Below are 13,636 nucleotides of genomic sequence, written 5' to 3'. Positions count from 1 at the left end.
GGGTCCCCCCTGCTCGGATTCGAGAGCTTGGGGGAGGACGGGAACAGGCCGGCTCCGCGGAGCCGCCGACCCTGGGCTCACCTAACTGCTTAGGCTTACCTAAGTCAACCCGTTCCCGACGTCCTGTCGGTAACGAGCCTACGCCTGTTCCCGACGCCCTGTCGGTAAAGTCTCCCGGCTCCCGTCAGGGCAGCGTGAGGATTTCGGCCCCGGTGTCCGTGACCACCAGCGTGTGCTCGAACTGCGCGGTCCGCTTGCGGTCCTTCGTCACCACCGTCCAGCCGTCGTCCCACATGTCGTAGTCGTGGGTCCCCAGCGTCAGCATCGGCTCGATCGTGAACGTCATGCCGGGCTTGATGTCGGTGGTGTGGTGCGGGCTGTCGTAGTGCGGAACGATCAGGCCGGAGTGGAACGAGGAGTTGATGCCGTGGCCGGTGAAGTCACGGACCACTCCGTAGCCGAAGCGCTTGGCGTACGACTCGATGACCCGGCCGATGATGTTGATCTGACGGCCCGGCTTGACGGCCTTGATCGCGCGGTTGAGCGCTTCCCTGGTCCGCTCGACCAGCAGCTTGGACTCCTCGTCCACGTCGCCGCACAGGTAGGTGGCGTTGTTGTCGCCGTGCACGCCGTTGATGTACGCGGTGACGTCGAGGTTCACGATGTCGCCGTCCTGGAGGACGGTCGAGTCCGGAATGCCGTGGCAGATGACCTCGTTGAGCGAGGAGCACAGGGACTTGGGGAAGCCGCGGTAGCCGAGGGTGGACGGGTAGGCGCCGTGGTCGCACATGAACTCATGGGCGACCCGGTCCAGTTCATCGGTCGTCACACCGGGTGCGATCAGCTTGGCGGCCTCCTCCATCGCCTGCGCGGCGATCCGGCCGGCGATCCGCATCCGTTCGATCGTTTCGGCGTCCTGCACCTCGGGCCCGGTGTACGGGGTGGGTGCGTCCTTCCCGACGTATTCGGGGCGCGGGATCGAGGCGGGGACGGGGCGGGTGGGGGAGATCTTCCCCGGGACAAGAAGCGACTGGCCAGACATGCCAGCGAGTGTATCCGCGGGCCGTCGGGCAGGATGGTGGCACCGAGCATCCACAGGAGGCGGCAATGGCGCTGTTCAAGAGGCGTACGGTCGGCAAGCCCGGCGAGTGGTTCTACTGCCTCGAGCACCGGAAGGTCGAGGAGGGGCCCCAGTGCCGCGCCGCCGACCGCCTCGGCCCGTACGGCACCCGGGAGGAGGCCGAGCACGCCATGGAGACCGCCCACGAGCGGAACGTGGAGTGGGAGACCGACCCGAAGTGGCACGACGGCCCGGACCGGGGGAAGGGCGACGGGGAGGACTAGGAGCCTGTCATTGCGGGGCGGCCTGGTGGTGCCGCCCCGCATCCCGGGCTCAGGCCGGTGCCGGGTCCGCGTCCGGGGCGGGGGCCGCGGATCCGGAGCCGGGACCGTCGCCGCCCTGATCATCAGCGCCGCCCGGCTCACCCTGGACGGGCGGGGCCGGAGGGACGCGGGGGAGGGGGAGCGGAAGAGGGGGCCGAGGGGGGAGCGCTGTCCGAGGTCACGGGGCACCATCGTGCGTACCGGCACGGAGCGGCGCAAAGGGTTTTGGGCCGCCGACGGGGCCCCTCGGGGGCTACCAGCGAGGCGGCGGCGGGGCGGTCAGTCCGTCGGCGAGGCGGGCCAGGCGGTCGCGGAAGCGGCGGTGTCTGCGGGGCGCGGGCAGGCTGTTCTCGCCGGCGGCCGCGCTCACCAGATGCTGGACCGTGTCGAGGTCGAGGTCGGCCGGTGGGTCGTCCGTGCCGTCGGGCGGGGGCGGGGGTGCGGCGAGCGCGTCATGCGCCAGGGCGTGCAGATCGCGGTTGCCGCAGTCCAGGGCGAGCACCGTCGCGCCGTTGCGGCGGGCGTCGTGCACCCGCTCCAGCAGCCCTGCGCCCGGCTGTTCGGGCGTCACGACCAGCAGCGTCTCGCCGCGTCCGGCCGCCGCCAACCGGCCCAGGCCCACTGCCAGATGGGCCGGCGCCCCGCCGGGGACGCGGTGGCGCACCAGCGTCGGCGACAGCTCGGGCAGGCCCGACCAGGCGGCCTCGTCGTCGAGGTGGGCGGCCAGGTGCCAGGGCTCGTACGCGGCGCTGCCGACCAGCAGCAGCCCCCCGCCGTGCGGGGTGACGGCGCCGCGCAGCGTCCCCGCGAAGCGGCGGGTGGCCTGGACCCACTCGGTCCCGGCGAGAACTTCGCGGAGCAGGGCGACCCGTACGGCATCCATGGCCCGGCATCCTGCCGCAGCAGGACGCTGTCCGGTTGCGGTTTCCTCGGGTGTCACCCGTACGGGATGTGGGGGTGGTGGGGGATGTGGGGTGGGAGGGGAGGGAGAGGCAGAGAGAGGCGGGAGGGGAGTGCGGGGGTGCTGCCCCGGCCGTGGTCGTGTCGTGCGGCCTATCGGACGGGCGGCAGGCCGGCCGCGGTGAGCCGACGTCCTACCTCTGCCACGGCCTTTTCGCCCAGCGGGCGCTGGGGGAAGGCGGTGGCGCCCCCGTCGATCACGCCGAGGAGGTGGAGGGCCGCCTTGAACGCGCCCAGCGCGGAGGAACTGCGGCCCATCTCGGGCTCGGGGCCGGCGTCGACCATGGCGAACAGGGCGACCAGACGTTCCTGTTCGGCGGCCGCCCGCTCCCAGTCGCCGGCCCGGGCGGCGTCGTAGAGCCGGACGTAGGCCGCCGGGTCGACATTGCCGATGCCGGGGACGACGCCGTCCGCGCCCGCCAACAGGGCGGCGTCCACGGTCAGTTCGGAGCCGGTGAGGACCGAGAAGCCGGGGGCGGGGCCGGTGCGGCGGGCGGTGCGGCCGCCGAGTGCGGTGAGCAGGCGGCGCAGCGACCCCTCGTCGCCGCTGCTGTCCTTGAGCCCGGCGAGCGTGCCGTCCTCGGCCAGCTCCCGCACCAGCGACGGGGACAGCTTGCTGTGCACGGCGACGGGGATGTCGTAGGCGAACAGCGGGAGGTCGACGGCCGTGCGCAGGTGGCGGAAGTGCGCCGCGATCTCCCGCGGGTGGGTGCGGGTGTAGAAGGGCGCGGTGGCGACCAGGGCGTCGGCGCCGAGGGCGGCGGCGGTCCTGGCGTGGTCGAGCACCCGCGGGGTGGTGGTGTCGATGACCCCGGCGAGCACCGGGACCCTGCCGTCCGCGGCCTTGAGGACGGTCTCCAGTGCGGTGCCGCGCTGGGCGTCGGTGAGGTAGGCGACTTCGCTGGTGGAGCCGAGGGCGAACAGCCCGTGGACACCGCCGTCGAGGAGGTGGTGCACCAGACGGGTCAGCGAGGCGGTGTCGATCTCGCCGCGCGGGCCGAGCGGGGTGCAGACCGGCGGGATGACGCCGTGCAGGGGGGCGGGCAGTGCCATGGGGGCTCCGGGGTCTCCGAGTCCGACATAGGACATCCCATGTCCTATGTCGAGCACAATAGACCTGTTCACAGGCGGTCGGTCAAGGATCCGCGGCCCGGTGGGGCGGTGCGGGGCGGGTGGCGGCGAGGCCGGCGGTATGGCAGACGCGGGAGAGGGAGTGTCCATGGCGCGAGGGACGATGGCCGAGGATGTGCAGGCGCAGATCAAGCAGTTGATCCTGCAGCGCGGGCTGACGCCGGGCGATCCGCTGCCCACCGAGGCCGAGCTGGTCGGCCTGCTCGACGTCAGCCGCAACTCGGTGCGCGAAGCGCTCAAGGCGCTGCAGGCGATGCGCATCGTGGAGATCCGGCACGGCTTCGGCACCTACGTCGGCCCGCTCACCCTGGAGCCGTTCGTCGAGGGCGTCGCGTTCCGTGCCGCGGTCCGCCACCACCAGGGCGAGTCCAGCCTGTACGAGCTGATGGAGGTCCGCGAGGCGCTGGAGGCGGGCCTGATCGGCACCGTCGCCCGGAAACTGCCCGCCGAGGACCTTGCCGTCCTCAAGGGGCTGGTGCAGCGGATGGCGGAGGAGGCGCGGGGCGGGCAGGTGCAGAGCGCCACCGACCGGGCCTTCCATCTCGCCCTGTACCGCTCGATGGGCAACCACCTGCTGAGCGAGGTGCTGGACGCGTTCTGGGCGGCGCTGCGCCGGGTGCGGGAGGACCTTTCCGATGACGGCCCCGACCCGGACGTGACGTATCGCCAGCACAGGGAGATCGTCGACGCGTTGGAGGCGGGTGACGGCGACCGCGCCGTGGAGGCGATGCACCGGCACTTCGACGGCATCCGGCGCCGGCTGACGGAGCAGTGAGGGAGTCCGGCTGCCGGGCGGTGGGGGAGCCCGGCTGACGGAGTGGTGAGGGGGGCCCGGCTGACGGGGCGGTGGGGGAGCCCGGCCGAGGGGGACGGTGGGGGAGCCCGGCTGACCCAACGGTGGGGGGAAGGGGCCGCTGCGGGCGCCGCCGCCCCCGTTCACCGGGATGTCACCCCGTGTCGGCGGTGCCTTTGCCAGGCACGGGAATGCCCCATGTGCGGTGTCTTGACGGCAAGTTGGGCACTCCCTATGGTCGCCGCAGGACGAGGGACATCCTACGTCCTTGCCCGTGGGGGGCGCCCGACCGCTCCACGGGACGGGCGACTTCAGCGCGTGCTCGACGATCACCTCTCGCCGTATCCGCAGCCGCATCCTCGTGGGGAGCCGATATGAGCAACCACACCGTGCACCGCAGAACGGTCCTGGGCGGGGCGGCCGCCGTCGCCGCCGGCTGGGCGCTCACCGGCTGCGGCGACAGCGGGGACGGGGACAGCGGGAACGGCGACGGCAACGCGCCCCGGGAGCGCAAGAAAGGGCAGCGGATCCAGCTGACCTTCTGGTCCTGGGTGCCGGGCATCGACAAGCCCGTCGACCTCTGGAACCGCAGGAATCCCGAGGTGCAGGTAAAAGTCGAGAAGGTGTCGGCCGTCAACGGCCAGCAGTACGCGAAGATGCACGCCGCCATCAAGGCCGGCAACCCGCCCGACCTCGGCCAGATCGAATACCCGCTCGTCCCCGGCTTCCTCCTCGACAACGGGCTGCTCGACCTCGCCCCGCTCGGCGCCGCCCGCCACAAGAACAAGTTCTCCGGCTGGCAGTGGCAGCAGTCCGTCTTCGGCAAGGGCATCTACGCCATCCCCCAGGCGTCCGGGCCGATGGGGCTCTTCCTCCGTCAGGACCTCTTCGACAAATGGGACGTGCAGACCCCGCGGACCTGGGACGAGTACGAGGCCGCAGCCAAGGCCGTCCGGAAGAAGGGCGCCTGGATCGAGACCTTCGCCCCCACCAACGGCAACCGCTTCGCCGGCCTCGCCTGGCAGGCCGGCGCCAAGTGGTACGGGACGCACGGCGACACCTGGACCGTGCACCTCGACGACGACCCCACCCGCAAGGTCGCCGACTACTGGGAATCCCTCGTCAAGCAGAAGCTCGTCAAGACCATCCCGGACCGGCAGAACGCCTGGTACAAGGATCTGCAGACCGGCACCATCCCGGCCTGGGTGGGCGCCAGTTGGGGCGATGCGCTGCTGGCCGGCAATGCGCCGGGCACCAAGGGGAAGTGGCGGGCCGCACCGCTGCCGCAGTGGAAGGCGGGCGAGCAGGCCTTCGCCAACTGGGGCGGCTCGACCACCGCCGTCTTCGCCAAGGCCCGCTATCCCAAGGACGCCCTGGACTTCGCCGTCTGGCTCAACACCGACCCCGAGTCGATCGCGCTGCTCATCGACGGCGGCTACGGCTTCCCCAGCGCCAAGAAGGGCTACGCCACCACCGATCTCGACGTCGACAAGGACTTCTTCGGCGGCCAGGCGTACAGCAAGGTCTTCGCGGCCGCCGGGGCGCATGTGGACACCAGCTGGCGGTGGGGGCCCGGGGTGGACACTCTTTACCAGCGGCTCGGCGACGCCTTCACCGATGCGCTCGCGGACGGCAGTTCCTTCCGCTCGGTCCTGACGAAGGTGCAGGCCCAGACCATCGCCGACCTCAGGGGCAAGGGGCTGAAGGTGGAGAGCGGCGGGTGAGCCGGGACACGCTGCGCCGGCCGGGGCCGGTCGCCCCGAAGCGGACCCGCCAGGACACCGGCCGCCGCCCGCGCCGCGCCACCCGTACCGAGGCCCGCAACGCCCGCGCCGCCGCCGGCTTCGTCCTGCCGTTCCTCGCCCTCTTCGGCCTCTGCTTCCTCGCCCCCATCGGCTACGCCCTCCACGAGAGCCTGCAGAAGACCGAACGCACCGGCCCGCTCGGCCTCGGCGGCCGGGAACACGAGGTCTTCGCCGGCCTCGCCAACTACGCCCATGCCCTCGCCGACGACCGGTTCCTGGCCGGCTTCGGCCGGGTGCTGCTCTTCGGCGCCGTCCAGATCCCGCTGATGATCGCGCTGGCCACCGCCCTCGCGCTGCTGCTGGAGAGCGCGAGCGCCCGCGGAGTCACCTTCTTCCGCAGCGCCTTCTTCCTGCCGTACGGCGTGCCGGGAGTGATCGCCTCGATCCTGTGGGGATTCCTCTACGTGCCGGGCATCAGCCCGCTGGTGAAGATCGCCGACTCCATGGGCTGGAGCGTCGACTTCCTCTCCCGCGGCACCGTCCTGTGGTCCCTCGCCAACATCGTCACCTGGCAGTTCACCGGCTACAACATGCTGGTGCTGATCGCCCAGCTCAAGGCCGTACCGGGGGAGTTGTACGAGGCGGCGCGGATCGACGGGGCGAGCGCCTGGCAGGTCGCCCGGCACATCAAGATCCCGCTGCTCCGCCCCGCGCTCGTGCTCACCGGTGTCTTCAGCATCATCGGCACCCTCCAGCTGTTCGCCGAACCGATGGTGCTGCGCCCGCTGGCCTCCTCCATCGACTCCGGCTTCACCCCCAACCTGCATGCCTACAGCGAGGCGTTCGTCGGCAACAACCAGCAGGTGGCGGCGGCCGAGGCGGTACTGCTCGCGCTGGTGGCGTGCGCGGTGTCCTTCGGCTTTCTGCGGCTGACCGGCGGGCGCGCCGAGGAGCACGCCGGGGAGCGCGGATGACCCCGCCCCCGGTCCGCCACCGGATCATCACCGCCTCGCTGCTGACCGTCGCCGCGCTCTACTTCCTGGTGCCCGTCTACTGGCTGGCGGTCTCCGCCACCAAGAACAGCGCCGACCTCTTCGGCACCTTCGGCTTCTGGTTCTCCGACCATCCGGACCCCGTCGACCACCTCGTCGACGTCCTCACCTACGACCACGGCATCTACGCCCGCTGGTTCGCCAACTCCCTCTTCTACGCGGGGGCCGGCGCGGTCTGCGCCACCCTGCTGTCCGCCGCGGCCGGCTATGCGCTGGCCGTCTTCCGGTTCCGCGGCCGGGAGGCGGTCTTCCACGTGGTGCTCGCCGGGGTGCTGATCCCCGGCACCGCGCTGGCCCTGCCGCTCTACTTCCTCTTCAGCGCGATGGGGCTGTCCAACACCTACTGGGCGGTGCTGATCCCCAGTACGGTCAGCCCGTTCGGCGTGTATCTGTGCCGGATCTACGCGGCCGCCGCGGTCCCCGCCTCGCTCCTGGAAGCGGCCCGGATCGACGGCGCGGGCGAGGCCAGGATCTTCGCCGGGCTCGGGCTGCGGCTGATGACCCCGGCGCTGGTGACCGTCTTCCTGTTCCAGTTCGTGCACATCTGGAACAACTACTTCCTGCCGCTGGTGATGCTCTCGGACTCCGACCTCTACCCCGTGCAGCTGGGCCTGACCTCCTGGACCGGCTACGCCGACCGCCAACCGGTGCTCTACCAGTACACGGTGGGCGGGGCGTTTCTGTCCGTGGTGCCGCTGATGGTGCTGATGACGGTGCTCCAGCGGTACTGGCGCACGGGCCTGACCGAGGGCAGCGTGAAGGCGTGACGCGTGTGCGGTGGCGGGCGCGGGGTGGCGTGCCGGGTGGCGGGCCGGTCGGTGCGGTGCGGTGCCGAGGGCATGGCCTTCCGTCCCGACGGCAGGAGCTTCCGCCCCGAGGGCCTGGCCGGTTCGCGGTCGGCGCGTGACAGGATCGCTGTCATGACTACTCCTGACGATGGCCGGTTCTCCCCGAACGCCGCGACGCGCGCGAAGGCCGCCCTCAAGCGTGACCCCTGGGACCTCCCGGACGTCTCCGGCCTGGTGGTCGGCGTCCTCGGCGGCACCGGCGACCAGGGCCGCGGCCTGGCCTACCGGCTCGCCCTGGCCGGCCAGAAGGTGATCATCGGCTCCCGGGCCGCCGAGCGCGCCGAGACCGCCGCCGGCGAACTCGGCCTGGGTATCGAGGGCGCGGAGAACGCCGTCTGCGCCCGGCGCAGCGATGTCGTGATCGTCGCCGTGCCGTGGGAGGGCCACGCCAAGACCCTGCAGGCGCTGGGCGAGGAGCTGGCCGGCAAGCTCGTCATCGACTGCGTCAACCCGCTCGGCTTCGACAAGAAGGGCGCCTACGCGCTCAAGCCGGAGGAGGGCAGCGCCGCCGAGCAGGCCGCGGCCCTGCTGCCCCAGTCGCGGGTCACCGCCGCCTTCCACCACCTGTCCGCGGTGCTGCTGCAGGACCCGGAGACCGAGCGGATCGACACCGATGTGATGGTCCTCGGCGAGTCCCCCGCCGATACCGACTTGGTGCAGGCGCTGGCCGCCCGTATCCCCGGTATGCGGGGCGTCTTCGCCGGCCGGCTGCGCAACGCCCACCAGGTCGAGTCGCTGGTCGCCAACCTGATCTCGGTCAACCGGCGCTACAAGGCACACGCGGGGCTGCGCCTCACCGACGTCTGAGCGGTCGACGAGGTCCGGGCGGTTCACGAGGCCTGAGCGGTCCACGGCGTCCGGGCCGTCCACCAAGGTGGCAGCGGCCGCGGCCGGACCGCCGACCGGGGCACACGGGGCATGGGGGACACTGGGGAGGACCGCACCACTCCCGACAGGAGCCGCTTCCATGCCCCTCTTGCCCCCGTCCGGCCCGGCCCGCCGGCTCGCTCTCATGGCCCTCGCCGTGTGCGTCCTCTCCGTCGCCGCGGCCGTGGTCGCGTTCGTCCAGGGCAGCTTCGTCGGCATCGTCTGGATCCTGCTGGCGGGCATCTCCAGCAACATGGCGTGGTTCTACCTGCGCAGGGCGAAGCTCCAGCGGGCGCAGCAGGCCGGCTGAGCCCGGCGCCTCGAGCCGGCCTGCGGAGGCCGACGCGCCGAGCCCTCCTGAGCCCGGCGCATCGAACCCTCCTGCGGAGCCCGGCCCCGCCATCCGGCCGGCCGGGCCCCGGACCTCAGAAGAGGCCGCCGCTCTGCGGCAGCTGCGGCTCGCCCTGCCAGAAGCGGAAGAACTCCTGGCCGAGGTAGGTGTCGAGCGAGGAGACGCCGAGGCCGTGCAGGATCGTGTTCACCAGCTCGAAGAAGACCTGGTTGATCTCCGGGACCCACAGCAGCCCGAAGACCGCCAGCAGTCCGAACGGCGCGAACGGCTCCACCTGCCGCCGCAGCTTGTACGACAGCCACGGCTCGATCACCCCGTAGCCGTCCAGGCCCGGCACCGGCACGAAGTTCAGGATCGCGGCGGTCACCTGCAGCAGCGCCAGGAACGCCAGCGCGAAACGGAACGGGGCGGGCACCCCGGCCAGCCCGTGCAGCCAGAACGGCGCCGTGCACACCGCCGCGAACACGATGTTGGTCAGCGGCCCGGCCGCCGAGATCAGACTGTGCCGCCAGCGCCCCTGGATCCGGCCGCGCTCGATGAACACCGCACCGCCCGGCAGCCCGATCCCGCCCATGATCACGAAGATCACCGGCAGCACGATGCTGAGCAGCGCATGGGTGTACTTCAGCGGGTTCAGCGTCAGATAGCCCTTGGCCTCCACCGAGATATCGCCGCTGTGCAGCGCGGTCCTGGCGTGCGCGTACTCGTGCAGGCACAGCGACACCACCCAGCCGGACACCACGAACAAGAACACCGCGAAGCCGGTGTTCGCCGCCAGCGTTTCGCTCCACACCGCCCAGCCGGACACCGCCATGACGGCGACGAGCGCAAGAAAGACCGGGCTGATGCGGCGGTCGGCGCGTCGGATTGCTGTGGTCATGGTGCGGGGCTCCCGGGTGTCTGGTGAGGGGCAGCCATGACCGTAACCGCGTCACGGCGGCCGGCGCACGGCGGTGTGCCGGCGGGCTCGTTCACGGACCCCCTGCCCAGGACCCGTGACACCGAAAACGACGCTCGGTGCCTGGGGAGTTCCGGCCTTCGACGACAATGGGCCGGTGCGCTACGGAATTCTCGGCACCACCCAGGCCGACCGGCCCGACGGCACCCCCGTCGCCATCGGCGGACCACGCCTGCGCGCGCTGCTCGCCGCCCTCGCGCTGCGGCCCGGCCGGGCACTCTCCCCGGACGTACTGATCTCCGACATCTGGGGCCTGGACCCGCCCGCCGACGCCGCCGGGGCCCTGCAGGCGCTGGTCGGCCGGCTGCGCCGTGCCCTGGGGCATGCCGCGGTCGCCTCGGCCGACGGCGGCTACCGGCTGTGCGCGGAGCCCGACGCAGTCGACCTGCACCGGTTCGAGCGGCTTGCGGCGGAGGGCGGCCGGGCGCTGACCGCCGCGGACCCGGCCGGCGCCGCCGCCCTGCTCGACGACGCCCTGGCGCTCTGGCGCGGTCCGGCCCTCGCCGATCTGCCGGACGCGGGTGCCGAGGCCTCCCGCGCCGAACGCCGCCGGCTGGACGCCCAGCGGACCCGCCTCGCCGCCGACCTCGCCCTCGGCCGCGCCGACCGGGCGCTGCCCACCCTCCACGCCTTGTGCCAGGACCATCCGCTGGACGAACCCCTCCAGGCCCTGCGGCTGCGCGCGCTGCGGGCCGCGGGCCGCACGGCGGAGGCACTGGCGGCCTACGAGGAGATACGCACCGGCCTCGCCGACCGCCTCGGCGTGGACCCGGGCCCGGAGCTGCGCGCCCTGCACGCGGAACTGCTCCGTCCGCCGGCGGATACGGTTCCGCCCTCCGCGCACCCTCACGCTCCCGGGGCCGCCCACGTCCCGGATACCACCCACGTTTCAGGTGCCGCCCCCGCCCCCTTCCTCACCCCGCCGCACCCCCGCCCCGGTAACCTCCGTGCCCGGCTCACCTCCTTCGTCGGGCGGGACGCCGATCTGGCCGCGATCCGCGCCGATCTGGCCGAGCACCGGCTGGTGACGCTGCTGGGCCCCGGCGGCGCCGGCAAGACCCGGCTGTCGCAGGAGGGCGCCGAGACCGCCGCGGCCGCCCTGCCGGACGCCTGGCCGCACGGCGTATGGCTGGCCGAGCTGGCACCGGTGGACGATCCGCAGACCGTGCCCGAGGCGGTACTGACCGCGCTCGGGGCCCGTGAGACGGTCGTCCGCGGCACCACCGCGGAGGGCCTGCGGGCCGCCGCCGATCCGACCGCCCTGGACCCGCTCGGCCGGCTCGCCGAGCACTGCGCGGGACGCCGGATGCTGCTCCTCCTCGACAACTGCGAGCATGTGATCGGCGCCGCCGCCGAGCTCGCCGAGCGGCTGCTGGCCGACTGCCCAGGGGTGACGGTACTGGCCACCAGCCGGGAGCCGCTGGCCGTACCGGGCGAGGTGCTGCGGCCGGTCGAGCCGCTGCCGGGCCCCGTCGCGCTGCGGCTGCTGGCCGACCGAGGGGCCGCCGCCCTGCCCGGCTTCCGCATCGAGGCCGACGAGGAAACCGCGGCGGCCTGCACCGAGATCTGCCGCCGGCTGGACGGACTGCCGCTCGCCATCGAACTCGCCGCGGCCCGGCTGCGGTTGCTGACGCCCCGGCAGCTCGCCGACCGGCTCGACGACCGTTTCCGGCTGCTGACCAGCGGCAGCCGGACCGTGCTGCCCCGCCAGCAGACGCTGCGCGCGGTCGTCGACTGGTCCTGGGACCTGACCGACGAGCCCGAACGGGCGGTGCTGCGCCGGCTGTCCGTCTTCGCCGGCGGCTGCGATCTGGCCGCCGCCGAGGAGGTGTGCGCGGGCGACGGCGTCGACCGGCGCGAGGTGGCCGGGCTGCTCGGCTCGCTGATCGACAAATCGCTGGTGGTCGCGGCCCCGGCCGGCCAGACGCTCGGCGGCAGCCGCTCCGGTGCGGGAGAGATGCGCTACCGGCTGCTGGAGACGGTGGGGGAGTACGCCGGCGAGCGGCTGGACGAGGCCGGGGAACGGACCGGTGCCGAGCGCCGCCACCTCGTCGCCTACCGCGAACTGGCCCGTACCACCGACCCGTTGCTGCGCGGCCCCGGCCAGCGGGCGGGCATGGAGCGGCTGGAGCTGGAGCACGACAACCTGCGCACCGCGCTGCGCCGTGCCCTCGCCGCACGTGACGAGCACGAGGCGCTGTGCCTGGTGCTGTCCCTGCAGTGGTTCTGGTCGCTGCGCGACCACCGCAGCGACGCCCGCCACTGGGCGACGGCGGCCGCCGCGCTCGGTCCCAACCCCTTCACCCCGCCCGCCGAACCGGCCCCCGATCTGCACGACAGACCCATCGACAGCCCTCCGCCGATGATTCCCGAGCAACTGCAGGAGGCCCGCCGCGAGGTCCGGCTGGTCGCGCTCTCCAGCCGGGACAGCGATATCGAGGCGCTGCACGATCCGGAGATGCAGGAAGAGCTGGCCGGGATGCTCACCGTCTACCGCACCGGTCTGGCGCAGACCTGCAAGGTCCCCGGCGCGCTGTGGTACTACGCGGTGCTGATCACCGGACGGTTCGACGAGCTGGCCGAGCTGGTCGACGGCGGGGTGCAGGCCTGCCGCGACCTCGGCTACGAATGGGAGCTGGCCTACACGCTGCAGTTCCGCTCGAAGATCCTCAACGACCGCGCCGGGGGGCTGGCGCAGGCGGCCCGCGATGCCGACGAGGCGCTGCGCACCTTCCTGAGGATCGGCGACGTATGGGGCGCGGCCGAGGCGCTGGCGGGACGTGCCGAAACCCATGAGAAGCGGGGCGCGTACGCGTCGGCGGCGCGCGACTACCGGGCGGCGATGGTGCACGCCGAGAACCTGGGGGCGCACGGCCAGACCCTGCTGCTGCGCTGCCGGCTGGGTGCCGTACTGATCGAGGACGGCCAGGCGGAGACCGGCGAGCGGATGCTGCGTGAGGTGCTGGCCGAGGCGGTGAAGGGCAACAGCGGCCGGGACACCGAGCCGTTCGCCCGGCTGACCCTCGCGATGTGGCTGACGGCGAAGGGGGCTCTCCGGGAGGCGCGGACGGAACTGCACACGGTGCGCGAGCTCTTCGCCCCGCGCGCCCCGGACCTGTTCACCGGGATGCTGGAGTCGTTGCTGATCTCGCTGGACCTGGACGAGGGCCACCGCGACGAGGGTCTGCTGCCGAGGTTCCGGACCGCCATGGACAGCCTGCAGGACTCCCTGACGCAGATGGTCGCGCCGGACCTCCCTGTGGTGCAACTCCTCACCGCTGCACGGGTGTTGATGGCGGTACGGGGCGAGTCCGCGGGCCGGGACGCGGCGCGCCTGGTGGGGGCGTACGACACACTGCGGGCGTCCGGCCATGTCCCGCCGCGGATCATCCGCGACGACCGGGCCCGTACCGAGGCGGCCGCGCGGGCGCTGGTGGGCGATACGGCCTATGCGCAGGCGTACGCCGAAGGCGGTGGCCTCTCCCTCGAAGAGGCCACCGCCCTCATCTGACGCGAGCCGGGCGAAGGCGGTCCCGCAGGGAAGCCC

Annotated in this window: 12 protein-coding genes; 8 read left to right on the top strand and 4 right to left on the bottom strand. The window is 72.7% G+C overall.

The annotated features are described in order from the left end of the window. Positions 1 to 184: 184 nt before the first annotated feature. Positions 185 to 1,042 (bottom strand): type I methionyl aminopeptidase, encoded by an 858-nt coding sequence (map, locus tag ABR737_RS14325; protein ID WP_350250564.1) that lies wholly within the window; start codon positions 1,040 to 1,042, stop codon positions 185 to 187. A gap of 65 nt (positions 1,043 to 1,107) precedes the next feature. Between map and ABR737_RS14320 the strand changes: the two genes are divergently transcribed. Further along, positions 1,108 to 1,344 carry a hypothetical protein gene (locus ABR737_RS14320; protein WP_350250563.1) on the top strand — a complete coding sequence of 79 codons (237 nt, stop codon included), beginning with the start codon at positions 1,108 to 1,110 and terminating at the stop codon, positions 1,342 to 1,344. A gap of 292 nt (positions 1,345 to 1,636) precedes the next feature. On the opposite strand, the gene ABR737_RS14315 is transcribed toward ABR737_RS14320, so the two are convergent. Both ABR737_RS14315 and ABR737_RS14310 read right to left on the bottom strand, forming a co-directional pair. Continuing rightward, a complete protein-coding gene (locus ABR737_RS14315) occupies positions 1,637 to 2,266 on the bottom strand; it encodes a hypothetical protein (RefSeq protein WP_350250562.1) in 630 nt (209 codons plus the stop codon). Between the two features lie 170 nt (positions 2,267 to 2,436). Continuing rightward, complete coding sequence (locus ABR737_RS14310) at positions 2,437 to 3,396, bottom strand: dihydrodipicolinate synthase family protein (RefSeq protein WP_350250561.1); 960 nt, start codon at positions 3,394 to 3,396, stop codon at positions 2,437 to 2,439. Between the two features lie 166 nt (positions 3,397 to 3,562). On the opposite strand from ABR737_RS14310, the gene ABR737_RS14305 reads away from it, so the two are divergent. The 6 genes from ABR737_RS14305 to ABR737_RS14280 all read left to right on the top strand — a co-directional run bounded on the left by ABR737_RS14305 (position 3,563) and on the right by ABR737_RS14280 (position 9,089). Beyond that, positions 3,563 to 4,249, top strand: coding sequence for a FadR/GntR family transcriptional regulator (locus ABR737_RS14305; RefSeq protein ID WP_350250560.1), 687 nt, complete (start codon positions 3,563 to 3,565; stop codon positions 4,247 to 4,249). 392 nt (positions 4,250 to 4,641) lie between these two features. Further along, positions 4,642 to 5,991: an ABC transporter substrate-binding protein gene (locus ABR737_RS14300; protein ID WP_350250559.1), complete on the top strand. Its 1,350-nt coding sequence runs from the start codon at positions 4,642 to 4,644 to the stop codon at positions 5,989 to 5,991. Further along, positions 5,988 to 6,986 carry a carbohydrate ABC transporter permease gene (locus ABR737_RS14295; protein ID WP_502964318.1) on the top strand — a complete coding sequence of 333 codons (999 nt, stop codon included), beginning with the start codon at positions 5,988 to 5,990 and terminating at the stop codon, positions 6,984 to 6,986. Before ABR737_RS14300 ends, ABR737_RS14295 begins: the two co-directional genes overlap by 4 nt. Continuing rightward, positions 6,983 to 7,831: a carbohydrate ABC transporter permease gene (locus ABR737_RS14290; protein ID WP_350250558.1), complete on the top strand. Its 849-nt coding sequence runs from the start codon at positions 6,983 to 6,985 to the stop codon at positions 7,829 to 7,831. Before ABR737_RS14295 ends, ABR737_RS14290 begins: the two co-directional genes overlap by 4 nt. Positions 7,832 to 7,984: 153 nt before the next feature. Next, positions 7,985 to 8,719, top strand: coding sequence for an NADPH-dependent F420 reductase (npdG, locus tag ABR737_RS14285; RefSeq protein ID WP_350250557.1), 735 nt, complete (start codon positions 7,985 to 7,987; stop codon positions 8,717 to 8,719). A gap of 160 nt (positions 8,720 to 8,879) precedes the next feature. Beyond that, positions 8,880 to 9,089 carry a hypothetical protein gene (locus ABR737_RS14280; RefSeq protein ID WP_350250556.1) on the top strand — a complete coding sequence of 70 codons (210 nt, stop codon included), beginning with the start codon at positions 8,880 to 8,882 and terminating at the stop codon, positions 9,087 to 9,089. A gap of 115 nt (positions 9,090 to 9,204) precedes the next feature. Here ABR737_RS14280 and ABR737_RS14275 read toward each other — a convergent pair whose 3' ends face one another. Beyond that, positions 9,205 to 10,011, bottom strand: a complete 807-nt coding sequence (locus ABR737_RS14275) for a site-2 protease family protein (RefSeq protein ID WP_350250555.1) — start codon at positions 10,009 to 10,011, stop codon at positions 9,205 to 9,207. Positions 10,012 to 10,186: 175 nt separating this feature from the next. Between ABR737_RS14275 and ABR737_RS14270 the strand changes: the two genes are divergently transcribed. Next, positions 10,187 to 13,600, top strand: a complete 3,414-nt coding sequence (locus tag ABR737_RS14270) for an AfsR/SARP family transcriptional regulator (protein WP_350256781.1) — start codon at positions 10,187 to 10,189, stop codon at positions 13,598 to 13,600. Positions 13,601 to 13,636: the final 36 nt, after the last annotated feature.

It is taken from the genome of Streptomyces sp. Edi2, from assembly GCF_040253635.1.
Lineage (GTDB): Bacteria > Actinomycetota > Actinomycetes > Streptomycetales > Streptomycetaceae > Streptomyces.
This window is presented reverse-complemented; position numbering and strand designations above follow the sequence as displayed.